This window comes from Citrobacter portucalensis, from assembly GCF_023374935.1.
GTDB lineage: Bacteria > Pseudomonadota > Gammaproteobacteria > Enterobacterales > Enterobacteriaceae > Citrobacter > Citrobacter portucalensis.
The window spans coordinates 4488259-4514538 of record NZ_CP092466.1 but is presented as its reverse complement, the minus strand read 5'-3'; the positions used below and the strand labels follow the sequence as shown (position 1 = coordinate 4514538).

General features: G+C 54.0%; 25 protein-coding genes. 19 read left to right on the top strand and 6 right to left on the bottom strand.

From position 1 onward, the window contains the following. Positions 1-171: 171 nt before the first annotated feature. Positions 172-1548, top strand: coding sequence for a UDP-N-acetylmuramate:L-alanyl-gamma-D-glutamyl-meso-diaminopimelate ligase (gene mpl / locus LY264_RS21845; protein ID WP_003830388.1), 1377 nt, complete (start codon positions 172-174; stop codon positions 1546-1548). 99 nt (positions 1549-1647) lie between these two features. Here mpl and yjgA read toward each other — a convergent pair whose 3' ends face one another. Beyond that, positions 1648-2199 (bottom strand): ribosome biogenesis factor YjgA, encoded by a 552-nt coding sequence (gene yjgA / locus LY264_RS21840; RefSeq protein WP_008786039.1) that lies wholly within the window; start codon positions 2197-2199, stop codon positions 1648-1650. Between the two features lie 95 nt (positions 2200-2294). Between yjgA and pmbA the strand changes: the two genes are divergently transcribed. The 13 genes from pmbA (at position 2295) to LY264_RS21775 (ending at position 12506) form a co-directional block, all read left to right on the top strand. Beyond that, on the top strand, positions 2295-3647 hold the full coding sequence (pmbA, locus tag LY264_RS21835; RefSeq protein ID WP_003830385.1) for a metalloprotease PmbA: 1353 nt from the start codon (positions 2295-2297) through the stop codon (positions 3645-3647). 86 nt (positions 3648-3733) lie between these two features. After that, a complete protein-coding gene (cybC, locus tag LY264_RS21830) occupies positions 3734-4120 on the top strand; it encodes a cytochrome b562 (protein WP_003025756.1) in 387 nt (128 codons plus the stop codon). 332 nt (positions 4121-4452) lie between these two features. After that, the gene (locus tag LY264_RS21825; protein WP_003025758.1) at positions 4453-4761 is read left to right on the top strand and encodes a glycine dehydrogenase; all 309 of its coding nucleotides are present in this window, start codon (positions 4453-4455) and stop codon (positions 4759-4761) included. A 10-nt stretch (positions 4762-4771) separates the two neighbouring features. Continuing rightward, the gene (locus tag LY264_RS21820; RefSeq protein WP_008786042.1) at positions 4772-5134 is read left to right on the top strand and encodes an SFCGS family glycine-rich protein; all 363 of its coding nucleotides are present in this window, start codon (positions 4772-4774) and stop codon (positions 5132-5134) included. 2 nt (positions 5135-5136) lie between these two features. After that, a complete protein-coding gene (locus LY264_RS21815) occupies positions 5137-5436 on the top strand; it encodes a DUF4312 family protein (protein ID WP_048227193.1) in 300 nt (99 codons plus the stop codon). Positions 5437-5458: 22 nt separating this feature from the next. Then, on the top strand, positions 5459-6235 hold the full coding sequence (locus tag LY264_RS21810; protein ID WP_071692264.1) for a DUF4311 domain-containing protein: 777 nt from the start codon (positions 5459-5461) through the stop codon (positions 6233-6235). A gap of 11 nt (positions 6236-6246) precedes the next feature. Next, positions 6247-6891 carry a DUF4310 family protein gene (locus LY264_RS21805; RefSeq protein ID WP_003830379.1) on the top strand — a complete coding sequence of 215 codons (645 nt, stop codon included), beginning with the start codon at positions 6247-6249 and terminating at the stop codon, positions 6889-6891. Between the two features lie 113 nt (positions 6892-7004). After that, positions 7005-8138 carry an amidohydrolase/deacetylase family metallohydrolase gene (locus LY264_RS21800; protein ID WP_048227192.1) on the top strand — a complete coding sequence of 378 codons (1134 nt, stop codon included), beginning with the start codon at positions 7005-7007 and terminating at the stop codon, positions 8136-8138. Next, positions 8122-9240 (top strand): DgaE family pyridoxal phosphate-dependent ammonia lyase, encoded by a 1119-nt coding sequence (locus LY264_RS21795; protein ID WP_048227191.1) that lies wholly within the window; start codon positions 8122-8124, stop codon positions 9238-9240. Before LY264_RS21800 ends, LY264_RS21795 begins: the two co-directional genes overlap by 17 nt. After that, complete coding sequence (gene dagF / locus LY264_RS21790; RefSeq protein ID WP_048227190.1) at positions 9237-9977, top strand: 2-dehydro-3-deoxy-phosphogluconate aldolase; 741 nt, start codon at positions 9237-9239, stop codon at positions 9975-9977. The genes LY264_RS21795 and dagF overlap by 4 nt, the downstream gene beginning before the upstream one ends. Positions 9978-9998: 21 nt before the next feature. Beyond that, positions 9999-11912, top strand: a complete 1914-nt coding sequence (locus LY264_RS21785; RefSeq protein ID WP_048227189.1) for a BglG family transcription antiterminator — start codon at positions 9999-10001, stop codon at positions 11910-11912. A 77-nt stretch (positions 11913-11989) separates the two neighbouring features. Next, positions 11990-12232 carry a type II toxin-antitoxin system RelB/DinJ family antitoxin gene (locus tag LY264_RS21780; protein WP_003830370.1) on the top strand — a complete coding sequence of 81 codons (243 nt, stop codon included), beginning with the start codon at positions 11990-11992 and terminating at the stop codon, positions 12230-12232. Then, positions 12222-12506, top strand: coding sequence for a type II toxin-antitoxin system RelE family toxin (locus LY264_RS21775; RefSeq protein WP_048227188.1), 285 nt, complete (start codon positions 12222-12224; stop codon positions 12504-12506). The genes LY264_RS21780 and LY264_RS21775 overlap by 11 nt, the downstream gene beginning before the upstream one ends. A gap of 3 nt (positions 12507-12509) precedes the next feature. Here the strand turns inward: LY264_RS21775 and nrdG are convergent, their stop codons facing one another. The 5 genes from nrdG to treR all read right to left on the bottom strand — a co-directional run bounded on the left by nrdG (position 12510) and on the right by treR (position 19867). Then, positions 12510-12974 carry an anaerobic ribonucleoside-triphosphate reductase-activating protein gene (gene nrdG, locus LY264_RS21770; protein WP_048227187.1) on the bottom strand — a complete coding sequence of 155 codons (465 nt, stop codon included), beginning with the start codon at positions 12972-12974 and terminating at the stop codon, positions 12510-12512. 120 nt (positions 12975-13094) lie between these two features. Beyond that, complete coding sequence (nrdD, locus tag LY264_RS21765) at positions 13095-15233, bottom strand: anaerobic ribonucleoside-triphosphate reductase (RefSeq protein ID WP_048215057.1); 2139 nt, start codon at positions 15231-15233, stop codon at positions 13095-13097. A gap of 408 nt (positions 15234-15641) precedes the next feature. After that, on the bottom strand, positions 15642-17294 hold the full coding sequence (treC, locus tag LY264_RS21760) for an alpha,alpha-phosphotrehalase (RefSeq protein WP_048215056.1): 1653 nt from the start codon (positions 17292-17294) through the stop codon (positions 15642-15644). 49 nt (positions 17295-17343) lie between these two features. Further along, positions 17344-18762, bottom strand: a complete 1419-nt coding sequence (treB, locus tag LY264_RS21755; RefSeq protein WP_048227186.1) for a PTS trehalose transporter subunit IIBC — start codon at positions 18760-18762, stop codon at positions 17344-17346. Between the two features lie 157 nt (positions 18763-18919). Next, positions 18920-19867 carry a trehalose operon repressor TreR gene (gene treR, locus LY264_RS21750; RefSeq protein WP_032942194.1) on the bottom strand — a complete coding sequence of 316 codons (948 nt, stop codon included), beginning with the start codon at positions 19865-19867 and terminating at the stop codon, positions 18920-18922. A 191-nt stretch (positions 19868-20058) separates the two neighbouring features. On the opposite strand from treR, the gene mgtL reads away from it, so the two are divergent. From mgtL to LY264_RS21730, 5 genes are all read left to right on the top strand, one after another. Further along, complete coding sequence (gene mgtL / locus LY264_RS26025) at positions 20059-20112, top strand: mgtA regulatory leader peptide MgtL (protein WP_223240846.1); 54 nt, start codon at positions 20059-20061, stop codon at positions 20110-20112. Positions 20113-20256: 144 nt separating this feature from the next. Then, the gene (gene mgtA / locus LY264_RS21745) at positions 20257-22965 is read left to right on the top strand and encodes a magnesium-translocating P-type ATPase (RefSeq protein WP_048215054.1); all 2709 of its coding nucleotides are present in this window, start codon (positions 20257-20259) and stop codon (positions 22963-22965) included. Positions 22966-23340: 375 nt separating this feature from the next. Beyond that, the gene (locus tag LY264_RS21740; RefSeq protein ID WP_048215053.1) at positions 23341-24318 is read left to right on the top strand and encodes a TRAP transporter substrate-binding protein; all 978 of its coding nucleotides are present in this window, start codon (positions 23341-23343) and stop codon (positions 24316-24318) included. 62 nt (positions 24319-24380) lie between these two features. Then, positions 24381-24890, top strand: a complete 510-nt coding sequence (locus tag LY264_RS21735) for a TRAP transporter small permease (protein WP_020996255.1) — start codon at positions 24381-24383, stop codon at positions 24888-24890. A gap of 30 nt (positions 24891-24920) precedes the next feature. Continuing rightward, complete coding sequence (locus tag LY264_RS21730) at positions 24921-26207, top strand: TRAP transporter large permease (protein ID WP_003830349.1); 1287 nt, start codon at positions 24921-24923, stop codon at positions 26205-26207. Positions 26208-26280 lie beyond the last annotated feature (73 nt).

Below are 26280 nucleotides of genomic sequence, written 5' to 3'. Positions count from 1 at the left end.
CTTTCCCTGCAATTTATGTGGAGTAAAGCGACCGCAACAATATTAACAAATATTTCCATTGCTGCGCTTAGGTGAATCGCGCCAGCAAACTGCGGAATATCCTGAAATGCGTTTCTCACTTGCCGGACATGTGCGTAAAATGGCCCCCAGATTAAAAAAGGATAGTGACGTATGCGCATTCATATTTTGGGAATTTGTGGCACTTTCATGGGCGGTCTGGCGATGCTGGCGCGCTCGCTCGGTCATGAAGTAACCGGTTCGGACGCCAATGTGTATCCGCCGATGAGTACCTTACTTGAGAAGCAAGGCATTGATCTGATTCAGGGTTACGATGCCAGTCAGCTCGACCCACAGCCGGACCTGGTGATCATTGGCAATGCCATGACCCGTGGTAATCCGTGCGTGGAAGCGGTGCTGGAAAAGAACATTCCGTACATGTCTGGCCCGCAGTGGCTGCATGACTTTGTCTTGCGCGATCGCTGGGTACTGGCGGTTGCGGGTACGCACGGTAAAACCACCACCGCCGGGATGGCGACCTGGATCCTCGAAGCCTGCGGCTATAAACCTGGCTTTGTGATCGGCGGCGTTCCGGGCAACTTTGAGGTTTCCGCGCGCCTCGGCGAGAGCGACTTCTTCGTGATTGAAGCGGATGAGTACGACTGTGCGTTCTTCGACAAGCGTTCTAAATTCGTACATTACTGCCCGCGCACGCTGATCCTCAATAATCTTGAGTTCGATCACGCGGATATCTTTGACGATCTTAAAGCTATTCAGAAACAGTTCCACCATCTGGTGCGTATCGTGCCGGGCCAGGGACGCATCATCTACCCGGAAAACGACATCAATCTGAAACAGACGATGGCGATGGGCTGCTGGAGCGAACAAGAGCTGGTGGGCGAACAAGGTCACTGGCAGGCGAAAAAGCTGACCACAGATGCCTCCGAGTGGGAAGTGTGGCTGGACGGTGAAAAAGTCGGCGAAGTGAAGTGGGGCCTGGTGGGCGAGCACAACATGCACAACGGCCTGATGGCGATTGCAGCCGCGCGTCATGTTGGCGTCGTGCCTGCGGATGCGGCCAATGCATTGGGCTCGTTCATCAACGCCCGTCGCCGTCTTGAGCTGCGCGGTGAAGCCAATGGCGTGACGGTGTATGACGATTTTGCCCATCACCCGACGGCCATTCTGGCAACGCTTGCGGCACTGCGCGGTAAAGTGGGCGGCACGGCGCGCATCATCGCGGTGCTGGAACCTCGCTCGAACACCATGAAAATGGGTCTGTGCAAAGACGATCTGGCGCCGTCGTTAGGGCGTGCAGACGAAGTGTTCCTGCTGCAACCCCCGCACATTCCGTGGCAGGTAGCAGAAGTCGCTGAAGCCTGCGTTCAGCCGGCACACTGGAGCGGCGATGTGGATGCACTGGCAGATATGGTGGTGAAAACCGCACAGCCTGGCGATCACATTCTGGTGATGAGCAACGGCGGGTTTGGCGGTATTCATCAAAAACTGCTGGATGGTCTGGCGAAGAAAGCTCAGGCAGAAGAAGAGTAAAAAAATGCCCGGTGGCGCTACGCTTACCGGGCCTACAAAGGATCGTAGGCCGGATAAGGTATTTGCACCGCCATCCGGCACTTTCGGCGGACGAAGAGGTTACGCCTCGTTTTCCGCCAGTTCACGCAGATACTGGAAGATCTGGCGGGAAGATTTTGGCGGCTTGTTGCCCGCTTTTTCTTTCCTGGCGTTACGCACCAGCGAACGCAGTTGCTGACGGTCGGCGTCAGGCCACAGGTTCATCACTTCTTCGATAGCTTCATCGCTACCGTCAACCATACGGTCACGCAGTTGCTCCAGCTTATGGAAGACAACGACCTGTTGGTTATGACGGTTTTTTAGCTTGTCCAACGCCTGACGGATAGGATCAACATCGCGCTGGCGCAACATTTTGCCAATCAGCTGCAGCTGACGACGGCGACCTTCCATCTTAATACGCTGGGCCAGCTCAATCGCGGCACGTAAATCCGCATCGAGCGGGATTTTGTCCAGCGCGTTTTTCCCCAGTTTTACCAGTTCCACACCCAGGTGTTTTAACTCCTCGGCGTCACGTTTTATTTCACTTTTACTGACCCAGATAATTTCATCGTCTTCGTCTTCGATGTCATCACCGGGAACGTCGTCGAGCCAGTCTTCGGGCTGCTTAGTCATGTCAGGCTCCTTAAAAAAAGAGGCTAATGTTACCAGTTAAGATGCGCACTGAAAAACGGTTCTCTGTTAGACTTCAGAGAAACTCTCTCTACATTATGGCATTTGCGATGAAAGTAATCTCACAAGTTGAAGCGCAGCGTAAGATTCTGGAAGAAGCAGTCTCGACGGCACTGGAATTAGCATCAGGTAAGTCGGATGGCGCGGAAGTCGCTGTGAGCAAGACCACGGGTATTAGCGTCAGCACCCGTTATGGTGAAGTGGAGAACGTCGAATTCAATAGCGATGGTGCACTGGGGATTACGGTTTACCACCAGAACCGTAAGGGCAGCGCATCGTCCACCGATTTAAGCCCGCAGGCGATTGCACGCACCGTGCAGGCCGCGCTGGACATTGCACGTTACACTTCGCCGGACCCGTGCGCGGGCGTGGCAGATAAAGAACTGCTGGCCTTTGATGCGCCCGATCTGGACCTGTTCCACCCGGCGGAAGTTTCCCCTGACGAAGCTATCGAACTGGCTGCCCGCGCTGAACAGGCGGCGTTGCAGGCCGACAAACGCATCACCAACACCGAAGGCGGCAGCTTTAACAGCCACTATGGTATCAAAGTGTTTGGCAACAGCCACGGTATGCTGCAGGGCTACTGCTCCACGCGCCATTCCCTTTCCAGTTGCGTAATCGCAGAAGAAAATGGTGATATGGAGCGTGATTACGCTTACACCATTGGCCGGGCGATGGGCGATCTGCAAACGCCGGAGTGGGTGGGGGCAGACTGCGCTCGCCGTACCTTATCTCGCCTGTCTCCGCGTAAGCTTTCCACCATGAAAGCGCCGGTGATTTTCGCCAATGAAGTGGCGACCGGACTGTTCGGACACCTGGTTGGCGCCATTGCGGGCGGCTCGGTGTACCGCAAATCCACCTTCCTGCTCGACTCGCTGGGCAAGCAAATTCTGCCGGAATGGCTGACCATTGAAGAACATCCACACTTGCTGAAAGGGCTGGCGTCTTCACCGTTCGACAGCGAAGGCGTACGGACCGAACGCCGCGACATTATTAAAGACGGTGTGCTGACTCAGTGGCTGCTGACCAACTACTCCGCACGTAAGCTGGGGCTTAAGAGCACCGGTCATGCAGGCGGGATCCACAACTGGCGAATTCCGGGACAGGGTCTAAGCTTCGAGCAGTTGCTCAAAGAGATGGGCACAGGTCTTGTGGTTACCGAGCTGATGGGACAGGGCGTAAGCGGCATTACCGGCGATTACTCGCGCGGCGCGGCGGGCTTCTGGGTCGAAAACGGTGAAATTCAGTACCCGGTGAGTGAAATTACCATCGCCGGTAACTTAAAAGAGATGTGGCGTAATATCGTCACCGTCGGCAACGATATTGAAACGCGCAGTAATATTCAGTGTGGTTCGGTCCTGTTGCCGGAGATGAAGATCGCCGGGCAATAATACCCGTCATACTTCAAGCTGTGGCGTGAATTATTGAGGGTATCTGGCGTTTGTTTATTTTTGAATAATAAAAAAGGAAGTGAGCAATGCGTAAACACCTGTTAGCGATCGTCGCAGCTTCAACGCTGGTTCTTGGTTCTTCTGCGTTTGCAGCCGATCTTGAAGACGATATGGGGATCCTCAACGACAACCTGAAAATCGTCGAAAAAACGGATAATGCGACTGAACTGAAAGATGCGTTAACCAAAATGCGTGCAGCTGCGCTGGACGCGCAAAAGGGAACGCCGCCGAAGCTGGAAAACAAATCCCCGGACAGCCCGGAGATGAAGGATTTCCGCCACGGCTTTGACACGCTGATCGGTCAGATCGACGGTGCGTTGAAGCTGGCGAACGAAGGTAAAGTTAAAGAGGCGAAAGCCGTTGCGGAAGAGCTGAAAACCACGCGCAACGAAAACCACAAGAAGTTCCGCTAATCTGCGCTATCCGGCCTGCATACCCGTAGGTCGGATACAACACCCCGCTACTGCACGTCCCATAAGTAAACGCTATCCCCATCACATTTTTTCATTTTTATCGCCCATTCATTGTTCGCACTTCCTTCCATTTTTCTGCTCGCTCTTGCGATCTCAATCACATTCTTCCAGTGATAAATCGTGGTTCCAGCTCTTTTTGCGGCACAGATCACTATCGCTGCACACCTTTCCACTTCGAAGTGGAAAACAACTCGCTACAAACTCATAACCTCCGTCGCTAATTTATCCTCAGAGACATTAACGGGGTAAGACGAGTGAATAACGGAGCTGTAATGAATGACATGGGGGAATCGGTGGAACTGGCCGACCGCATGCTGGCGCAGGTGTATGCCTTGCTGCGTGAACGCAACATTATTCCCAACGCCGTACAGGAACAGATGCTGACGTCGCATGTTCGCGCCATGGCGCACCGCTCGGTAACGGGTGAACCCTTACCAGAGGTCGATGCCAGCTTGTTTGATGAAATATCTGCCGAATCAATGGCGCTTGCCCGCGACGTGGTCGCCGAGTTTGGCAATCTTCCTGAGGAAGAGGCCTGGCTGCTGTCGGTGCACTTCGAAGTCGCGAAAGACAACCTTTAAGGAGCAAAAGATGGAACAGATTACCGTAGTGATTGGCGATCGTCTGGGTAAAGGCCAGAAAGTGGCGGCAGGCGTAGAGAAAGCGGGTGGCCGTGCCGTTGTGGTGCCGGGCGTTGCAGCAGATATGAAGCTGGGTGACGTGATGAAAGCGGAAAACGCCACCTTTGGTATCTCGTTTTGCGGCAGCGGTGGTGCGGGTGCGATTACCGCGCAGACCAAATACGGCTACAAGGCGAAATACGGCATGCGATCGGTCGATGAAGGGGTAACCGCCATCAACGAAGGGTGCAACGTACTGGGATTCGGCTTTATGGACAAAGAAGAGCTCGGCGAGCGCCTGGTGCAGGCGTGGCAAAAGAAATACGGCGCTTAAGCATGAAAGAGCAATTCACCACCACGGTGAGAGTCACGGGTAAGGGCGAGACCAAAGCTCGCGCCTTTGCCGATGCCCTGAACCACGTTCAGGCTGCGGTGATGAAAGCGTCGCCGCATATCTTACTGCGTATTGAGCCACAGGATGTGCAGGTTGTTCAAGCGCGTGAATCGGTGCGTAAAGAGGCGTTTTTATTCCTCTTATTGCGCCGGGAAAGACGCACTTTCAGCGTGGAGCTGGACGTGACCGTCAACGTGACTGCCATCAATCTCGACAAGGTGGATTTCGTTACGCAACGCTGATTTTCTATTAAAAGGCATAATTATGTTCCTGATAATATTAATAAAATCGCTCATCATCGGCGCGTTGGTTGGCGTTGGTGTCGGCGCTGGGGCTGCACGCATGTTTCATGCGCCTACCACTCAAGGGATGGGCGCGTTTCGTACTCTGGGAGAACTGAATTCCTGCGAAGGGGATCCGGCTTCTCACTTCTCGTTCGGCCTGGGCTTCTTCTTTAACGCCTGGGCTTCCTCTGTTGCGGCGGGGGCGTTCACGCAGGACGTCGACCATCGCATCATCCCCAACTGGGGCGCCGCCGCGCTGATGATTAAAAATCGCAACGTCGGTGAAACGCTGCACGACCCCAAACACATGGCAATTGCCTGCGGCGTTATCGGGATGATCGTGGTGACCTTCCTGAACCTCACCGCATCATCTGTACCGGAAGCCTTGCAGGTTACCGCCGTCAAGGTGCTGGTGCCCGCGGCTAACCTGCTGGTTAACACCGTGATGCCAGTAATCTTCTGGCTGGCGGCGATCGATGCCGGTAAGAAATCTGGCTTCTGGGCCACCGTTTTTGGCGGCGCGGCGCAGCTGATCATGGGTAACGCCGTTCCGGGTCTGGTTCTCGGCATTTTGATCGGCAAAGGTGTTGAAGAGAGCGGCTGGAACCACGTCACTAAAGTGATGATGGTGGCTATCGTCGCGCTGTTTGTCCTGAGCGGCTTCTTCCGTGGCTTCGACATGAAGATGATCGAATCCTTCCATCTGACCGTGCCTAACTGGCTCGAACTTATCCACAACTCGCTCAGCGGCAAATAACGGAGGTCATCATGGAACAGAATAAAGGTTTTTGGTTCGCTGACTGGTCGTTCCCGATCTTCGTGGGCCTGCTCTCCTCTGGCGTGTTTGCCGGAACACACATGTACTACCTGTACGGTATTGGCGCATTTAACGAAGTGGCTTTTGTGGCGATGCTGAAGGCGGGAATGGATACCGGATCCTACGGAGCAGTGGCGGCATTTGGCGCAAGCTTCCTGTTTGCCCGCATCATTGAAGGTTCGCTGGTGGGGATTTTGGATATCGGCGGGGCGATTCAAACCGGGGTTGGGTTAGGTGTTCCGGCGCTGCTGCTGGGCGCGGGCATTATCTTCCCGGTCGCCAACTTCGCCGCCTCGCTGGTCACCGGTCTGGTGATTGGTCTGGCGATTGGCTACATCATCATTCTGGCGCGTAAGTTCACCATCAACCAGAGCGACTCGACCTACGGTGCGGACGTCATGATGGGGGCCGGTAACGCCTCCGGACGCTTCCTCGGGCCGTTGATTATCCTCAGCGCGATGACGGCTTCGATTCCTATCGGAATCGGTTCTCTGGCAGGCGCGCTGCTGTTTTACCTGTGGCAAAAACCGATTACCGGCGGGGCGATCCTCGGCGCAATGATCCTCGGGTCCATCTTCCCGATTGCCATTAGTTGATGGTGTGTCGTTGTAGGCCGGATAAGGCGCAGCCGCCATCCGGCAATGACGCCTGATGGCGCTGCGCTTATCAGGCCTACACGACCGCCCCCATTTCAACAGGAGAGAGAGACATGTTTGATTTACTCCTGCGCCGTGCGCGCCTCGTTGACGATACGGTGAGCGATATTGCGCTCAAAGACGGCAAGATTGCGGCGTTGGGCGACGTTGATGGCCCGGCGCTGAAAACCATCGAGCTGGGCGGTGAGTGCTACGTCAGCGCAGGCTGGATTGACTCCCACGTTCATTGCTACCCGAAATCCCCGATTTACCACGACCAGCCGGATAGCGTTGGTATTGCGACCGGCGTCACTACCGTAGTGGATGCGGGCAGCACCGGGGCGGATGACATCGACGATTTTTACACCCTGACCCGGGAAGCTGCCACCGAAGTGTACGCGTTGCTGAATATCTCCCGCGTTGGGCTTATCGCCCAGAATGAGCTGGCCAACATGGCCAATATTGACGCTGATGCGGTGCGAGAGGCGGTGAAACGCCACCCTGATTTTATCGTCGGTCTGAAGGCACGTATGAGCAGCAGCGTAGTCGGTGAAAATGGCATCACGCCGCTGGATCGCGCCAAAGCGATGCAAGCGCAGAACGGTGATCTGCCGCTGATGGTGCACATCGGCAACAACCCGCCGGACCTGGATGAGATCGCCGAGCGCCTGAGCGCAGGTGACATCATTACCCACTGTTACAACGGTAAGCCGAATCGCATTCTGACGCCGCAAGGCGAGCTGCGGGTGTCAGTGACGCGGGCGATTTCACGCGGCGTGCGTCTGGACGTTGGGCATGGCACCGCCAGCCTGAGCTTTGCGGTGGCAAAACGCGCTATCGAACTGGGTATTTTGCCGCACACCATCAGCTCCGATATTTACTGTCGTAACCGTATCAGCGGCCCGGTGCATTCCCTGGCGAATGTGATGTCGAAATTCCTCGCCATTGGGATGTCGCTTCCGCAGGTCATTGAATGCGTTACCGCCAATGCCGCCGATGGTCTGCGCCTGAAACAGAAGGGGCGGCTGCAGGTCGGTCTGGACGCCGATTTAACCCTCTTTACGCTTAAGCGCCAGCCAACCGTGCTGGTAGATGCAGAAAACGACAGCCTGCAGGCTGAACAACTGCTGGTGCCGCTTGCCGCAATACGTGCGGGCAAGGGCTATATGACCGAACAAGGGAGCGCGGAACATGCCTTCGATTTTTGAGAAATACGATTTAAAACAGGTGATTAATACCTCCGGCCGCATGACGGCGCTCGGCGTTTCCACGCCGCGACCAGAAGTGGTTGAAGCCGCGATGGCGGGGATGAACCAATATTTCGAGATGAAAGACCTGGTCAATAAAACCGGCGACTACATCGCGAAATTACTGGAAGTGGAAGGGGCAACGGTTGTCTCTTGCGCCTCGGCCGGGATCGCCCTGTCGGTGGCTGGCGTATTGGTTAAAGACAGCGACTGGCTGCTGGAGAACCTGCACGTCACGCCCATCGAGAACAACGAAATCGTGTTGCCCAGAGGTCACAACGTCAACTTTGGCGCACCGGTGGGCACCATGGTAGCGCTTGGCGGCGGCAAGTTAGTGGAAGCCGGTTATGCCAACGAATGTTCCGCGGCGCAGTTGGCGGCGGCCATTACACCGCGTACGGCGGCCATTCTGTATATCAAATCTCACCACTGCGTCCAGAAAAGTATGCTCAGCGTGGAGCAGGCTGCGGTGGTGGCGCGTACGCATAATCTGCCGCTGATAGTGGACGCGGCGGCGGAAGAGGATTTGCAGTGCTACTACCGGGTTGGTGCAGATCTGGTGATTTATAGCGGCGCCAAGGCGATAGAAGGACCAACCAGCGGTCTGGTGATTGGTAAAACCCAATATGTTGAGTGGGTGAAGCGCCAGACGGCGGGGATTGGCCGGGCGATGAAGGTGGGCAAAGAGGGAATTCTTGGACTGACCTGCGCCATCGAACTGTATCTGAACGCGCAGAAAGAGAACGGCGCGGAGATGGTCGAGAAAATGACGCCGTTCATTAATGCGTTGAACCAGCTTAACGGCGTGAGCGCCCGCGTGGTGTGGGATAGTGCAGGGCGCGACATCGCACGCACGGAAATTAAGTTTGATGAAGCGGTAACCGGGATCGCCACGGGGGAACTGGTCGACGCGCTGAAACAGGGGGAGTACGCGATTTACTTCCGTGGTTACAAAGCCAATGAAGGCATTATCGAAGCCGATGTGCGCAGCGTCGATCGCGCGCAGCTGGAGATTGTGGCCCGTCGAATTGGTGAAGTGATTTCGCAGGAGAAAAACGCATGAAACTGACCCCTAACTTTTATCGCGACCGCGTCTGCCTGAACGTGCTGGCAGGCTCCAAAGAAAATGCCCGGGATATTTACGCGGCGGCGGAAGGACACGTGCTGGTTGGCGTGTTGTCAAAGAATTACCCGGATGTCGCAAGCGCGGTAGCGGATATGCGTGAATACGCGGCCCTTATCAACAATGCGCTCTCCGTAGGGCTGGGGGCGGGCGATCCTAACCAGTCGGCGATGGTCAGTGAAATCTCCCGTCAGGTGCAGCCACAGCATGTCAATCAGGTCTTTACCGGCGTGGCCACCAGTCGCGCGCTGCTGGGCCAGCAGGAGACAGTGGTCAACGGTCTGGTCTCGCCAACCGGCACGCCGGGCAAGGTGAAAATCTCCACTGGTCCGTTGAGCAGCCAGACGCCGGACGGTATTGTGCCGATAGAAACCGCGATTGCGCTGCTCAAAGACATGGGCGGTAGCTCAATTAAATACTTCCCGATGGGCGGCCTGAAATGCCGTGACGAGTACATTGCGGTCGCGCAGGCCTGCGCCCGTCATGACTTCTGGCTGGAGCCAACCGGCGGTATCGATCTGGATAATTTCACTGAAATCCTGCAAATTGCCCTCGATGCCGGAGTGAGTAAAATCATTCCTCACATCTATAGTTCGATTATTGATAAGGTGAGTGGTAACACTCGTCCGGACGACGTACGCCAGCTGATGGCGATGACCCGGGCCTGCGTAGGCTAACTGACAGATGAGGAAACTGACGTGCGATTCCCCAACCAACGTTTAGCACAGCTGTTTGACATGTTGCAAAACGAAGCGCTTCCACAGGACGAGCTGGCGCAGCGGTTGTCGGTTTCCACACGCACCGTACGGGCGGATATCACCGCGCTAAACGCGCTGCTCACCCAGCACGGCGCACAGTTTGTCCTCAGCCGGGGTAATGGTTATCAGCTCAAAATTGACGACCCGGCAAGTTTTCACACCCTGCAAACGCAGCAGCCCAATACGTTGCTGCGCATCCCACGCACCAGCCAGGAACGGATACACTGGCTGGTGGTACGTTTTCTGACATCGGCTTTCTCACTGAAGCTGGAAGATTTAGCTGATGAATGGTTTATCAGCCGAGCGACGCTGCAAAACGATATGGCTGAGGTGCGCGAGCATCTGCAACGTTATCATCTGACGCTGGAAACGCGTCCCCGTCACGGCATGAAGCTGTTCGGCAGCGAAATGGCGATCCGCGCCTGTTTGACCGATCTGCTGTGGACGCTGGCACAGCAGGATCCGCAGCACCCGTTAGTAACGCAAGAAGCGCTGAATGCAGGGCTTACTGAACAGTTGCAACCCGTTTTGCAGGACATTTTTGCCCGTTTCCATATTCGTCTGACCGATGAGGGCGAGCTGTTTTTACGCTTGTACTGCGCGGTGGCGGTACGGCGGATTAGCGAAGGGTATCCACTCCCGGATTTTGCCGCAGAAGAGGCCGATCAATCGGTGTGCCTGGCCACGCGGGAAATCGCGGCGGTACTGCACCGCCTGGCAGACAAACCGCTTTCCGTTTCCGAAGAAAACTGGCTACAGGTGCATATTGCTGCCCGCCAGGTTCAGGAGATCGCGCCCAGTGCTATCAATGCGGATGATGACGAAGCGTTGGTCAATTACATCCTGCGTTTTATCAACACCCAGTACAACTACAACCTGTTGAATGACAAACAGTTGCATGCTGACCTGCTGACGCATATTAAGACGATGATCACCCGGGTGCGTTACCAGATAATGATCCCCAATCCGCTGCTGGAAAATATTAAACAGCACTACCCCATGGCGTGGGACATGACGCTGGCCGCCGTCTCGGGATGGGGAAAATATACGCCGTACACCATCAGTGAAAATGAGATTGGCTTCCTCGTGCTGCATATCGGTGTTGGGCTGGAGCGTAGTTACAACATCGGTTACCAGAGACAGCCGAAGGTTCTGCTGGTATGCGATGCCGGAAATGCGATGGCGCGGATGATTGAGGCGGTGCTGGCGCGTAAGTATCCGCAGATAGAGATCGTCGATACCGTAACGCTGCGCGACTACGAACAGCGGGAAAGCATCAGCGAAGATTTTGTCATCTCTACCGCGCGGATCGGTGAAAAAGATAAGCCGGTGGTGATGATTGCGCCATTCCCTACCGATTATCAACTGGAGCAAATTGGCAAACTGGTGCTGGTCGACAGAACCCGTCCGTGGATGTTGAACAAATTCTTCGATGCCGCCCATTTTCGTGTGATTGACGAGTCAATGGATCAACAAACGTTGTTCAAAACCTTATGCCGTCAGTTGCAGGATGAAGGTTTTGTCGATGCGGAGTTTCTTGATTCGGTGGTTGAGCGTGAGGCCATCGTCAGCACCATGCTGGGTGACAGCATTGCCTTGCCGCACGCCCTTGGTCTGCTGGCAAAGAAAACGGTGGTCTACACCATCCTCGCCCCACAGGGTATCGCCTGGGGCGATGAAACGGCCCACGTGATCTTCTTGCTCGCCATCAGCAAGAGTGAATACGAAGAGGCGATGGCTATCTACGATATCTTCGTCACCTTCCTGCGCGAACGCGCGATGACGCGGCTCTGCGCGTGCCGTAATTTCACTGAGTTCAAAGCGGTTGCGATGGAGTGTGTGAGCCGTTTTTGAGAAGCGTTATCCAGAATTCGATGTAATGCGAATGTAATGCTAAACTGCATTACACATTCGATTTTACTGGAGGCATAATGGCCACGCTGAACGTCCGTCTGGATGACAAACTCAAAAATGAGGCTTATGCCGTGCTGGAAAAACTGAATATTACTCCAACGGAAGCTGTGCGATTACTGTTTCAGTACGTCGCGGAAACGGGGCGCATGCCGGTGAAAACCGTCACCCTTAGCGACAGTGAAGATGCACTCATTCAGACAGTCCGGGAAAGGCTTGCCAGCCCGCAAAAGGGAATCAAGGTTAGTCTGGATGACTTATGAGCTGGAATTCGACCCGAGAGCCTTAAAAGAGTGGCATAAACTGGGTGATACGGTGAAGACTCAGTTTAAGAAGAAGTTGGCCGACGTGTTGTTGAACCCCAGAATTGACTCTGCCCGTTTAAATGGTCTTCCTGACTGCTATAAAATTAAGCTTAAATCGTCCGGGTACCGTCTGGTGTACCAGGTTCGGGATGAGGTTGTGGTCGTGTTTGTTGTCGCGGTAGGTAAGCGAGAACATTCAGCCGTTTATCACGATGCAAACAAACGGCTTTAGCGATTAACGCAAATGATGTACAACCTGGTTGCTGCTACCGCGCCAGATCAGCGCCGGGTCTTTAAGATCCTGCACAAATTTACCATCGACCAGCACGTTGATGAGATCCACCACCTGCATTTGTGCGGCGTTGAGTTCATCAAGCTTGTAGCCGGTCCACACCCAGATATCTTTCCCCGGACACTCAGCGTGAATACGCTGTACCAGTTGCAGGATATCCGGCACGTTTTGCGGATGCAGCGGATCGCCGCCGGACAGCGAAATACCCTGGCGAGGGATTCGCGTGTCGTTCAGATCGGCAATGATCTTGTCTTCCATCTCTTTGGTAAACGGCTGGCCGGAATTGAGTCGCCAGGTGCTTTTGTTATAGCAACCGGGACATTCGTGCACGCATCCTGACACAAACAGGGTGCAGCGGGTTCCTGGGCCGTTGACGATATCGACGGGATAGTATTGATGGTAGCGCATAGCGGGTGTCCAGAAAGCATGTAGGCCGGATAAGGTGCTTGCACCGCATCCGGCAACATTGTGATGCCTGATGACGACGCGATTGCGTCTTATCAGGCCTACGGCCTTTGCAAACGGAAATTAACCTATCTGCCCATTACCTAAATGCTTAACGCGGCGCTTCACTTCTTCCTGCTTACCGGCGTTAAACGGACGAGCGTCCGGGCTGCCTAAATAACCGCATACGCGGCGAGTGACCGATACGCGCGCGGCGTCGTGGTTACCACATTTCGGGCAGGTAAAGCCTTTGCTGGTGCACTCGAACTCACCGGTAAAGCCGCACTCGTAGCATTCATCGATTGGCGTGTTGGTCCCGTAATACGGCACGTGCTGATAGCTGTAATCCCAGACGTCTTCCAGTGCTTTCAGGTTGTGCTGAATGTTCGGGTACTCGCCGTAGCAAATGAAACCTCCATTCGCCAGCGGCGGGTACGGCGCTTCAAAATCGATCTTGTCGTACGGGTTAACCTTTTTCTCCACGTCGAGGTGGAAACTGTTGGTGTAGTAACCTTTGTCGGTAACACCCGGCACCACGCCAAACTCGGCGGTATCCAGACGGCAGAAACGATCGCACAGGTTTTCACTTGGTGTACTGTACAGACTAAAGCCGTAGCCGGTTTCGTCTTTCCACTGATCGACCGCCTGACGCAGACGTTCCACAATGGCGATAGCTTTAGCGCGAAGCTGCTCGCTGTCGTACAAGTGTTTGTCGCCAAACAGCGCGTTGATGGTTTCGTGAATGCCGATGTAACCCAGAGAAATCGACGCGCGGCCGTTTTTAAAGATTTCTGACACGTCATCGTCTGCTTTCAGACGCACGCCGCAGGCCCCTTCCATATACAGGATTGGTGCAACGCGGGCCTTCACGCCTTCCAGACGCGCAATGCGGGTCATCAGCGCTTTACGCGCCAGGATCAGACGGTCGTCGAGCAGTTTCCAGAAGGTGGTTTCATCGCCATGAGCTTCCAGCGCGATACGAGGCAGGTTAAGGCTGATAACGCCGAGGTTGTTACGGCCATCGTGGACCTGTTCGCCGTTCTCGTTTTCCCATACGCCCAGGAAGCTGCGGCAGCCCATCGGCGTTTTGAAGGAGCCGGTCACTTTAACCACCTGATCGTAGTTCAGGATATCCGGATACATACGCTTGCTCGCGCACTCCAGCGCCAGCTGCTTGATGTCATAGTTCGGATCGCCAAACTTGTGGTTCAGACCGTCACGAATCGCAAACACCAGTTTCGGGAACACGGCGGTTTTACGATTTTTACCCAGGCCAGCAATGCGGTTACGCAAAATGGACTGCTGGATCAAACGCGATTCCCAGCTGGTTCCCAGGCCGAAACCGAAGGTGACGAACGGCGTCTGACCGTTGGCGGTATGCAGGGTATTCACTTCATACTCAAGGGACTGGAATGCGTCGTAGCACTCTTTCTCGGTACGGGAATGCGCATAACCGTCGGCATCTGGGATCTGCCACTCTTCAGCGGTTTTGCGATGCTTATTAAAGCTCTCGGTCACGAACGGTGCGAGAACTTCGTCAATACGGTTAATGGTGGTACCGCCATAAATATGGCTGGCAACCTGCGCGATAATTTGCGCGGTGACGGCCGTCGCGGTGGAGATGGATTTTGGCGGCTCAATCTCCGCGTTACCCATCTTAAAGCCCTGCGTCAGCATACCTTTCAGGTCGATCAGCATGCAGTTAAACATTGGGAAGAACGGAGAGTAGTCGAGATCGTGATAGTGAATATCACCACGCTCGTGCGCCTGGACGACATCACGCGGCAACAGGTGTTGACGCGCATAGTGTTTGGCGACGATACCGGCCAGCAGGTCGCGCTGGGTCGGGATCACTTTGCTGTCTTTGTTGGCGTTTTCGTTCAGCAGAGCAGAGTTGGTTTGCTCAACCAGACCACGAATTTCCTGGTTCAGACGGCCACGTTTCTCACGCTGTATATCACGGTCGTGGCGATATTCGATGTACGCACGGGCGAGTTGTTTGTACGGACCTGACATCAGCTGGTTTTCTACCGCTGTCTGGATCTCGTTAATATCGACCTGGCTGCGCTCATTCATCTGGCTACTAACGACTTCTGCGACGGTGGCACAGTAATCTGCGTCATCGACTCCCGCTGCTTTAGCTGCACGCAGAATGGCTTCTTTGATGCGCTCTGATTTAAACGGCACTTTACAGCCATCTCGTTTCATCACATGCGGTGTCATGATCACTCCATATTTATAAGAACAGGTTATCCACAGAGGTTGGAGAAGCGGCCATGGCTTTATTCATCTATCTGGCCAATGACTTCCCGCAATCCTGACCCACTTTATCCACAATTCCACCGTTAAACGGTGCACTGTAGTTGTAGCAATTGTAGTCGATTAATACAACATATTGGGTCGGCGTGCATTTTAAGTTCTATATGTAGTGATTTGCATCAAGGATGTTTACGATTTATTTGATGTAGCGCAAAGTAAAAATCGGAGCGTACAGATGACGGGCAGTACAGCGATTGTAAATTGTGGGCAGAAAATTCTGATTAATTATTCAACAAAAACAGGAAGCTAAGCTAAGCGTATGTAGCAACGCCCGGTAGCGCTATGCGTACCGGGCCTGAACATAATTGCAAGCTATTTTTGCAACCACCAGACGGCCTCAAAAGGACGCAGTGTCATGTCCCCAGGTTGGCTGGCAACCTCGGCATAGTTGTGCATCAGCACCTGCCAGTTTCCGTCGGTCTGGGATGGCTGCCAGTTCTGGAAGGTATCGCTTAGATTGGCAATGACCAGCAGCCGCTGCCCTTGCCACTCTCGTTGATAGCACCACAGATGCGGGCTGTCCGGTAGCAGATCCTGGTAGTCGCCCCAGGTGATAACCGGCTCCGCTTTGCGCAAGGCGATCAGCTTCTGATAGGTGTAGAACACCGAGTCGGTATCGTTCAGTGCTGCCGCCACGTTGATGTCTGCCGCGTTGTCACACAGATTGATCCATGGCTCGCCGCGGGTGAAGCCCGCGTGTTTGCTGCTATCCCATTGCATCGGCGTGCGGCTGTTATCGCGTGATTTACTGGCGAGGATCGCCAGCAGTTCTTGCGCATCGCGTCCCTGGCCGTTCAACTCGGCAAACATGTTATGGCTTTCCACATCGCGATAATCGGTAATCTGGCGGAAGTGCGGGTTGGTCATGCCAATCTCTTCACCCTGGTAGATGTAGGGGGTGCCCTGCATGCCATGCAGCACCATCGCCAGCATTTTGGCCGACGGAACGCGGTATTTACCTTCATCGCCAAAACGCGACACGATGCGCGGCTGATCGTGGTTACACCAGAACAGCGCGTTCCATGCCTGATTGTGCATGCCCTGCTGCCAGTGGTGGAACAGGGCTTTTAGCGCCACATAATCGGGTTTTGCTAACGTCCACTTCTCACCGTTGGGGTAATCTACTTTCAGGTGGTGGAAGTTAAAGGTCATCGACAGTTCACTACCATCTTGTGCGGCGTACTGCTGGCAATGTTCCAGCGTAGTGGAAGACATTTCGCCGACCGTCATCAGGTTGCGTGGGGTAAAAACATCGCGGTTCATCTCACGCAAAAATTCATGCGCGCGTGGGCCGTCGGTATAAAAACGGCGTCCATCGCCGTCGGGGTCGTTCGGGAAGTCCTGATCTTTAGAGATAAGATTCACCACGTCGAGGCGCAGTCCGTCCACGCCGCGATCGGCCCAGAACTCGCACACTTTCTTTAACTCGGCGCGGACCGCCGGGTTTTCCCAGTTCAGGTCGGCTTGTTCCGGAGCAAAGAGGTGTAGATAGTACTGCTCGCTTTCGGCGTGCCAGCCCCAGGCGTTGCCGCCAAACTTGGAGCGCCAGTTATTTGGCGGGCAGTCTGGCGTGCCGTCGCGCCAGAAATAAAACTGACGATACGGGCTGTCTTTATCCAGCGCTTCACGAAACCAGGCGTGCTGGGTTGAGGTGTGGTTAAACACCATGTCGAGAATAATACGGATGCCGCGCGCTTTCGCCTGCGCCACCAGTTCGTCAAAGTCTTCCAGCGTGCCGTAGGCCGGATCGACAGACGTGTAGTCTGCGACGTCGTAACCGTTATCAACCTGCGGTGAAATATAGAACGGCGTCAGCCAGATGGCATCAACGCCCAGCTTTTGCAGATAGTCGAGGCGCTGCGTCACGCCGCGTAAATCTCCGGTGCCGCTGCCGGTGGTGTCCTGAAAACTCTTGGGGTAAACCTGATAGATAACGCCGTTTTGCCACCAGTGGGGAATATTCATGGTTGTTTCCTGGAAATACGCTGGGGCGCAACTGCGCCCCGAAGAAAAGTTAGACAATCTGTAATGTGCCCAGACGGTGTTTACGCTGGTAAACGAATGAGGTCAGTATCATTGGGATAACAATCGCAATGACCATCGCCATGCCAAAGACCTGCCAGTAAGTCGGCTGGATGGAGAGGATGCCTGGCAAACCGCCGACGCCAATCCCGTTTGCCAACACACCGTTCAGGCCGCACAGCAGTCCGGCGAGACCGGAGCCGATCATCGCGCACAGCATCGGGAAGCGGTATTTCAGGTTGATCCCGTACATTGCTGGTTCAGTTACCCCGAGATAGGCGGAGATCGCGGCAGGAACGGAAATTTCACGTTCGTTGTGTTTGCGACTGGAGATAATGATCCCGACCACCGCAGAGGCCTGAGCGATATTCGATAGGGCGATCAGTGGCCATACTGGCGTGCCGCCCATGCTCTGAATCATCTGCATATCGATAGCCAGCGTGGTCTGATGCACGCCGGTGATCACCAGCGGGGCGTACAGGAAGCCGAACAGCGCCGCGCCAATCGGAGCAAAACTGCCGGTCAGCAGATGACGGACCGCAAACGCGACACCGTCGCCGATCATGCGGCCAAACGGACCAATAAAGGCATGGGCGAGGAACACGGCGAGGATCAGCGAGCACACCGGGACGATCACCAGATACAGGTAATCCGGGACGATGCGCTTCATGCGTGTTTCAATAAATCCGAGCGCCAGACCAGCCAACAGTGCCGGAATGACCTGCGCCTGGTAGCCCACTTTCTCAATGCTGAACAGGCCGAAGTTCCACACTTCCGGCACCTGCTGGCCGAGCAAATAGGCGTTCATCAGTTGCGGTGAAACCAGGGTTACGCCCAGCACAATACCGAGGATCGGCGTACCGCCCATTTTCTTCACCGCCGACCAGCAGATCCCGACCGGCAAATAGAAGAAGATCGCTTCGCCAATCAGCCACAGGAAGTCATAGAGGGTTTTCAGCGAAGGATGCATCTGCGCCAGCGTCTGCCCGTTACTCATGGGCAGATCGCCGATCACGTTACGGAAACCTAAGATCAGGCCGCCGCTAATCAGTGCTGGCAGCAGAGGGAAGAAGATCTCCGCGAAGTGAGAAATCAACTGCTCGTGCCATTTCATATTCTGCCGCGCCGCTTTCTTTGCCTGCTCTTTGTCGGCGCTGGCCTGACCGGTTGTCGCCAACAGCGCTTTGTAGTAATCGCCCACCTCGGTGCCAATTACCACCTGAAACTGCCCGGCGTTGGTGAAGCAGCCTTTGACCATTGGCAACAATTCGATCTCTTTCGGCCTGGCGTTCGCAGGCTGATTCAGCACAAAACGCAGGCGAGTAATGCAGTGACTCACCGTAGCGATATTGTCGCGCCCGCCAACCAGCTCAATCAGCCGGTCGATGTCTGCTTGTTTTATTTTGCTCATGATGGTGTGTGTTCCCCGTAGACCGGAAAAGACGCTGTTGCGTCGTCATTCGGCAACTCTCTCGTTGTTGACGCCAGAGTATATCTTCGATGAATTTTTAAAAATGGGAACGTTCCCGAAACGCAGCGAAGATCACAAATTAATGCTCAGAAAGCGATCAGGAGAGGGTGGAAGGAATAACGATTTGTCGTGGTTCGCTACGGCCGTTGATCTGTTCGATCAGCTGCGAGGCCGCTTGTCGCCCGGCTTCGGCGTATCCTGGATCGACGGTGATAATTTCCGGATGGAGGAATTTCATCAGCGGCGTGCTGCCCACGCTTGCCAACTGCAGGTTCTCTATTCGCTGCTCCTGCAAGTATTTGCTGACGCCAAGGGCAAGGGTATCCGTCGCACAGACTAAAGCGGTGGTTTCCGGAGTGATGACGTTGGCGGCCTGCTCATAGCCCTGCTTCATGGCCAGACCCGGCAGCGCGGCCACAGGATGCAGTTTATGTTTTTTACAGAATGCCAGGTAAGCCTCATGGCGGCGTTTACCAGTGGTCACATCGCTATGCGGAACACCAAGAAAGCTAATATGGCGATGCTCGCGTTCGTATAAACGCTGCATCAGGGTACGAATGGCACCCTCATCGTCATAGCAGACGGAGGCAAAGCCTTTGGCATCTCTTGCCAGAAGCACCAGAGAATCCTGCCAGGAGGCGAGCATGGCTTCAGTAATGCCGGTAAAACCAAACAGCACCACGCCATCAATGTTGCGGCGTCTGAGCATGCCGAGATGTTCTTCAACCAGCTCGGGCGAGAACTGGCTTTCCATCATGATCGGATCGTAGCCCTGTTCATAAAAGGCGGGCAGCATGGTCTGCACGGCGAGATTTTCTGAAAGAGAATCCAGGCGCGTGACGATAATCGCCACCACCTTGTCGCTTTGTCCGCGCATGGCGCGTGCGGAGCGGGAAGGGGAAAAACCGTGCTGATTCATCACCGCCTCAACGCGTTCGCGGGTGCGTTCACTCACGCCGCTTTCATTGTTGAGCACACGGGAAACGGTTGATTTTCCCACACCGCTTAAGCGGGCGATGTCTTTAATGGTCAGCCGATTTTGCATCCTGTTTTCCCGTGTTGCGTGTGAAGTTATGCCAAATAGAGAATAACTTTACTCAAGCGCGGCGCAATGGGCAAAGTCTGGTATACGTTTGGTTTAGTTTCCATGGTTTATCATACCGCCATAATTGCCACAAACCTTATGGTTTTCTGCGTATAATCCGCGACGCAAATCATTCACTTACCGGAGGCTATATGGATCCCGATCCCACCCCTCTCCCGAGATGGAGAAACAACCCTTTCCGGTAAGCCTGTCTTTCACTGTCTTACCGGAGCAGTAAGACAGTGACGTTCTGACGTCCCTGTTGTGATTTTAATATTGCCACCAGGCAAGGCTTTGCCACGCCTGAAGGATTTACTGCGCCTGTTTATACAGGTGCAGAGGGACTGCCTATGTTCAAAAATATGACCCGCCAGCTGTTTGCCCGGCTAAACCGCCATTTACCGCATCGTCTGGTGCATCGTGATCCATTGCCGAATGCTCAGACCGTTGCCAGCACGCCGATCCCGCCATCGCTAAGCGAACATTGCCTGAAAATGGCGCTGATGGACGAAGACGCGCTGTGGAAAACGTTCGGCGCTCATCCGGAAGGCTTAAACGCCGCAGAAGTCGAAAACGCCCGCGAAATACATGGCGAGAACCAGTTGCCGGCGCAGAAGCCGTCGCCCTGGTGGGTGCATCTGTGGGTCTGCTACCGCAATCCGTTTAATATACTGCTGACCATTCTCGGGGCGATTTCCTATGCCACCGAAGATCTGTTTGCCGCTGGCGTCATCGCCCTGATGGTCGTCATCTCTACGCTGCTGAATTTTGTGCAAGAGGCGCGTTCCACCAAAGCGGCTGATGCGCTGAAAGCGATGGTCAGCAACACCGCCACGGTGCTGCGCGTCATCAACGAGAAAGGGGAGAACGGCTGGGTTGAACTGCCGATCGACCAGTTGGTTCCCGGCGATGTCATCAAGCTGGCGGCAGGGGATATGATCCCGGCCGATCTGCGCGTGGTACAGGCTCGTGACCTGTTCGTAGCCCAGGCTTCGCTGACCGGTGAATCGCTGCCGGTGGAGAAAGTGGCAACCAGTCGCGATCCGCAGCAAAGCAACCCGCTGGAATGCGATACCCTGTGCTTTATGGGCACCAACGTGGTGAGCGGCACGGCGCAGGCCATCGTGATTTCAACCGGAGCCAATACCTGGTTTGGGCAACTGGCCGGTCGCGTCAGCGAGCAGGAAAGCGAGCAGAATGCCTTCCAGAAAGGGATCAGCCGCGTCAGCATGCTGCTGATCCGCTTTATGCTGGTGATGGCGCCCATCGTGCTTATCATCAACGGCTACACCAAAGGTGACTGGTGGGAAGCGGCGCTGTTTGCCCTGTCTGTGGCGGTGGGACTGACACCGGAAATGCTGCCGATGATCGTCACCTCAACGCTGGCGCGTGGGGCGGTGAAGCTGTCAAAACAAAAGGTTATCGTTAAACACCTCGACGCTATCCAGAACTTTGGCGCGATGGATATCCTGTGCACCGATAAAACCGGCACCCTGACTCAGGATAAAATTGTACTTGAGAATCATACGGATATCTCTGGTAAACCCAGCGAACATGTCCTGCATTCTGCGTGGCTGAACAGCCATTATCAGACCGGGCTGAAGAATCTGCTGGATACGGCGGTGCTGGAAGGTGTGGACGAAGAATCAGCCCGCCAGCTCTCGACTCGCTGGCAGAAAATCGATGAGATCCCGTTTGATTTTGAACGTCGCCGCATGTCGGTAGTGGTGGCAGAAGAAACCGATGTGCACCAGTTGGTCTGTAAAGGGGCGCTACAGGAGATCCTCAGCGTGTGTACCCAGGTGCGTCACAACGGTGAGATAGTCCCGTTAGATGACAACATGCTGCGTCGGGTGAAACGCGTTACGGACACGCTGAACCGCCAGGGGCTGCGTGTGGTGGCGGTGGCGACGAAATACCTGCCAGCGCGTGAAGGTGATTACCAGCGTATTGATGAATCAGATCTGATCCTCGAAGGCTATATTGCGTTCCTCGATCCGCCGAAAGAGACCACCGCACCTGCGCTTAAAGCGCTGAAAGCCAGCGGCATTACGGTGAAAATCCTCACTGGCGATAGCGAATTGGTGGCGGCAAAAGTGTGTCATGAAGTGGGCCTGGATGCGGGGGATGTGGTTATCGGTAGCAGCATTGAAGGGTTAAGCGATGATGAGCTGGCTCGGCTTGCTCAGCGCACCACTCTGTTTGCCCGTCTGACGCCAATGCACAAAGAGCGCATTGTCACGCTGCTCAAGCGCGAAGGCCATGTGGTCGGCTTTATGGGCGATGGCATCAACGACGCCCCGGCGCTGCGCGCGGCGGACATTGGTATCTCCGTTGATGGCGCGGTCGATATTGCGCGTGAAGCGGCGGATATCATTCTGCTGGAAAAGAGCCTGATGGTGCTGGAAGAAGGGGTGATTGAAGGACGCCGTACCTTCTCTAACATGCTGAAGTACATCAAAATGACGGCCAGTTCAAACTTCGGTAACGTGTTTAGCGTACTGGTGGCGAGCGCCTTCTTACCGTTCCTGCCGATGTTACCGCTGCACTTACTGATTCAGAACCTGCTGTACGATGTATCCCAGGTGGCGATTCCGTTTGATAACGTCGACGAAGAGCAGATCAAAAAGCCGCAGCGCTGGAATCCCAGCGAATTGGGCCGCTTTATGATCTTCTTTGGACCGATCAGCTCGATCTTTGACATTCTGACCTTTTGCCTGATGTGGTTCGTCTTCCATGCCAATACGCCTGAACATCAGACGTTGTTCCAGTCTGGCTGGTTCGTGGTGGGCCTGCTGTCGCAAACGTTGATTGTGCATATGATCCGTACCCGTCGTGTGCCGTTCATCCAGAGCCGCGCCGCGTGGCCGCTGATGTTGATGACGCTGGTGGTGATGGTTGTCGGCATTGCATTACCGTTCTCGCCGCTGGCCAGCTATCTGCAATTGCAGGCATTGCCGCTGAGCTACTTCCCGTGGCTGATTGCGATTCTGGCGGGTTACATGACATTGACTCAATTAGTGAAAGGTTTTTATAGCCGTCGCTACGGCTGGCAGTAAACATCAAACGCCTCAGCAGGATGGTGTTAATACCATCCTGCATTCCTCATTTTCATTCGAAGATATTACCTCGCAACATTAGTGTTTTATTTTTATTGAAATGCTAACGGGTGTTATTAGTATCAAATCGCCTTCCTTGCGTTGTTTTTTTATCAATAAAACGATCTGCATTGCAAAAATGAAACAGTGTGCTAAAAATTTTAAGCATCTGCGGTTTTTTGTGAACGCAGTCATCGAAATAAATTGTTACACCAGTTAGTCTGCGCAGGTAACGTCGTTAAGAAAGTTTCTCGCTGCCCGTTTTTAATTCCGGCAGTCATTTGCTCTGCAAGCTATTCCTGTTAATGGATATTATGAACTTCTGGAGAAGGACAAATGAAACTGACAAAAAACCTGTTAAGTCTGTGTATTGGCGCGTCTGTATTCCTGGCGAGTCATGCAACGCTGGCACAAACTTTTCGCGCCGCAGATGTGCATCCGGCTGATTACCCGAACGTTGTCGCAGTGAAACATATGGGGGAAAAACTTAGCGCTGCGACCGACGGCCGTCTGGAGATTAAAACCTTTCCTGGTGGCGTGTTAGGCGATGAAAAACAGATGATTGAACAGGCGCAATTAGGCGCTATCGATATTATTCGTGTCTCAATGACGCCTGTTGCCGCCATTCTCCCTGAAATTAACGTGTTTACCCTGCCATATATTTTCCGCGATGAGGACCATCTGCATAAGGTTCTCGACGGCATGATCGGGCAGGAAATTGGCGACCGTCTGACGGCCAATACCAAATCGCGGCTGGTGTTTCTCGGCTGGATGGATGCCGGCACGCGTAACCTGATCACCAAAAATCCGGTGGTGAAACCGGAAGATTTACACGGTATGAAAATCCGTGTTCAAGGAAGTCCGATAGCGCTGGATACCCTGAAAGCGATGGGCGCTAACTCCGTTGTCATGGGCGTCAGTGAAGTATTTAGCGGCATGCAGACCGGCGTTATTGATGGCACGGAAAATAACCCGCCAACGTTTGTTGCGCATAACTATTTGCCGGTCGTGAAAAACTATACCTGGAGCAAACACTTTATTATTCCTGAGCTTTTTCTGTTTTCGAAAGCTAAATGGGATAAGTTGAAAAAAGAAGATCAGGATCTCATTATTAAACTCGCCAAGGAAGCACAGATAGAGCAACGAAAACTTTGGCAGGATTATAATGCGAAATCACTGGAGACCATGAAAGCCAACGGCGTTCAGTTCCACGATATTGATACGGATTATTTCTATAAAGCCACGCAGTCAGTGCGGGATAATTATGGTAAAGACCACCAGGATTTGATCAAACGTATTCAGGATGTGAAGTAATTCATCAGGTGGAGGATATCAACCCTCCGCCTGAATCTTTTGATTAATTCGAGGTGATAATTATGGGTGAATGCTATTCATCGGTAATGGATTTTCTTTATCGGGTGTCAATGTGGATTGCCGGTATCGCATTATTGGTCATGGTCGCCATTATCCCCATTGGCATATTCGCGCGTTATGTTCTGAATAACGCCCTGTCATGGCCTGAACCCGTCGCTATTCTCTGTATGGTGACATTCACCTTTATTGGCGCGGCGGTGAGCTATCGTGCAGGCTCGCATATCGCGGTGAGCATGGTGATTGACCGTCTGGGGGATGCTTCCCGCCGTTATTGCTCGGTAATCGCTGACGTTATGTTGGTGGCGATAAGTCTGTTCATTCTGTGGTACGGAACCAATCTCTGTCTTGAACTGTGGGACCAGCCTGTGGCGGAATTCCCGCTTTTAAGCGCCGGGCAAAACTATCTTCCGTTGCCGATAGGCTCTGCCATAACGCTGCTGTTTATCGCTGAAAAGATTTTCCGTGGTCCGCAGTACCAACGTCCCGTTGTCATGCTGGGATCGACCAGCTAGTTACCGCCCCCATTTCAGAAAGGAAAGCAGATGGATGCATTTATTCTCGTCTTTACGCTCGGCATTATGCTGGCGATTGGGGTACCGGTAGCGTACGCAGTTGGCATTAGCGCCATCATTGGGGCCTGGTACATAGATATTCCACTGGAAGCGGTAATGATCCAACTGACCAGTGGGGTGAATAAGTTTTCGCTGCTGGCGATCCCATTCTTTATTCTGGCCGGGGCTATTATGGCCGAAGGGGGAATTGCGCGGCGACTGGTGAACTTTGCCTATATTTTTGTTGGTTTTATCCGCGGCGGACTGTCGCTGGTAAATATTGTGGCATCAACCTTTTTTGGTGCTATTTCCGGATCGTCCGTGGCGGATACCGCGTCCATCGGTTCGGTAATGATCCCGGAGATGGATAAAAAAGGTTATCCGCGTGACTTTGCCGCAGCGGTAACGGCCAGCGGTTCGGTACAGGCGATTCTTACGCCGCCCAGCCATAACTCGGTTATCTACTCGCTGGCAACCGGTGGCACGGTGTCGATTGCCGCGCTGTTCATCGCCGGGATCCTGCCGGGGCTGCTGTTAAGCCTCAGCCTGATGGTGATGTGTGTGGCGTTCGCGCACAAGCGCGGTTATCCAAAAGGAGAACGTGTACCGTTTCGCCAGGCGCTGAAGATTTTCGTTGATACGCTGTGGGGCCTGATGACCGTTGTGATCATCATGGGCGGTATCCTGTCAGGTATCTTTACCGCAACGGAGTCTGCGGCAATTGCCTGCCTGTGGGCCTTCTTTGTCACCATGTTTATCTATCGTGACTATAAATGGTCTGAGCTGCCGAAGCTGATGTTCCGCACGGTGAAAACGGTCACTATCGTCATGATCCTGATAGGCTTTGCCGCCGCGTTCGGTGCCGTCATGACCTATATGCAGTTGCCGATGCGTATCACTGAAGCCTTCACCAGCATCTCGGACAACAAATACGTCATCCTGATGTGTATTAACATCATGCTGCTGCTGATCGGTACGCTGATGGATATGGCACCGCTGATCCTTATTCTGACGCCGGTTCTGCTGCCGGTGACCAACGCGCTCGGCATTGATCCGGTTCATTTTGGTATGATCATGCTGGTGAACTTAGGGATCGGCCTGATTACGCCGCCGGTAGGGTCGGTGCTGTTTGTGGCCAGTGCGGTGAGTAAACAGAAAATAGAGCAGGTGGTGAAGGCGATGTTGCCATTCTACCTTGTGCTATTCCTGGTGCTGATGCTCGTGACGTACATTCCGGCGATTTCGCTGTTCCTGCCGAAACTGTTTGGTGTGATGTGATAAATGCCCGGTGGCGCTCGCGCTTACCGGGCCAACCTAAATTCATTCCGGGCTTCCATGCCCGTTTTTTTTT

Coding starts and splice junctions, on each gene's coding strand:
- LY264_RS21810 (WP_071692264.1), top strand. CDS start 5,459: ATGTTCCTGATAATATTAATAAAATCGCTCATCATCGGCGCGTTGGTT.
- LY264_RS21775 (WP_048227188.1), top strand. CDS start 12,222: ATGACTTATGAGCTGGAATTCGACCCGAGAGCCTTAAAAGAGTGGCAT.
- LY264_RS21740 (WP_048215053.1), top strand. CDS start 23,341: ATGAAACTGACAAAAAACCTGTTAAGTCTGTGTATTGGCGCGTCTGTA.
- treC (WP_048215056.1), bottom strand. CDS start 17,294: ATGAATATTCCCCACTGGTGGCAAAACGGCGTTATCTATCAGGTTTAC.
- LY264_RS21795 (WP_048227191.1), top strand. CDS start 8,122: ATGCCTTCGATTTTTGAGAAATACGATTTAAAACAGGTGATTAATACC.
- LY264_RS21820 (WP_008786042.1), top strand. CDS start 4,772: ATGGAACAGATTACCGTAGTGATTGGCGATCGTCTGGGTAAAGGCCAG.
- nrdD (WP_048215057.1), bottom strand. CDS start 15,233: ATGACACCGCATGTGATGAAACGAGATGGCTGTAAAGTGCCGTTTAAA.
- mgtA (WP_048215054.1), top strand. CDS start 20,257: ATGTTCAAAAATATGACCCGCCAGCTGTTTGCCCGGCTAAACCGCCAT.
- LY264_RS21825 (WP_003025758.1), top strand. CDS start 4,453: ATGAATGACATGGGGGAATCGGTGGAACTGGCCGACCGCATGCTGGCG.
- dagF (WP_048227190.1), top strand. CDS start 9,237: ATGAAACTGACCCCTAACTTTTATCGCGACCGCGTCTGCCTGAACGTG.
- nrdG (WP_048227187.1), bottom strand. CDS start 12,974: ATGCGCTACCATCAATACTATCCCGTCGATATCGTCAACGGCCCAGGA.
- LY264_RS21730 (WP_003830349.1), top strand. CDS start 24,921: ATGGATGCATTTATTCTCGTCTTTACGCTCGGCATTATGCTGGCGATT.
- LY264_RS21800 (WP_048227192.1), top strand. CDS start 7,005: ATGTTTGATTTACTCCTGCGCCGTGCGCGCCTCGTTGACGATACGGTG.
- cybC (WP_003025756.1), top strand. CDS start 3,734: ATGCGTAAACACCTGTTAGCGATCGTCGCAGCTTCAACGCTGGTTCTT.
- LY264_RS21815 (WP_048227193.1), top strand. CDS start 5,137: ATGAAAGAGCAATTCACCACCACGGTGAGAGTCACGGGTAAGGGCGAG.
- treR (WP_032942194.1), bottom strand. CDS start 19,867: ATGCAAAATCGGCTGACCATTAAAGACATCGCCCGCTTAAGCGGTGTG.
- pmbA (WP_003830385.1), top strand. CDS start 2,295: ATGGCATTTGCGATGAAAGTAATCTCACAAGTTGAAGCGCAGCGTAAG.
- LY264_RS21805 (WP_003830379.1), top strand. CDS start 6,247: ATGGAACAGAATAAAGGTTTTTGGTTCGCTGACTGGTCGTTCCCGATC.
- LY264_RS21780 (WP_003830370.1), top strand. CDS start 11,990: ATGGCCACGCTGAACGTCCGTCTGGATGACAAACTCAAAAATGAGGCT.
- LY264_RS21735 (WP_020996255.1), top strand. CDS start 24,381: ATGGGTGAATGCTATTCATCGGTAATGGATTTTCTTTATCGGGTGTCA.
- treB (WP_048227186.1), bottom strand. CDS start 18,762: ATGAGCAAAATAAAACAAGCAGACATCGACCGGCTGATTGAGCTGGTT.
- mpl (WP_003830388.1), top strand. CDS start 172: ATGCGCATTCATATTTTGGGAATTTGTGGCACTTTCATGGGCGGTCTG.
- yjgA (WP_008786039.1), bottom strand. CDS start 2,199: ATGACTAAGCAGCCCGAAGACTGGCTCGACGACGTTCCCGGTGATGAC.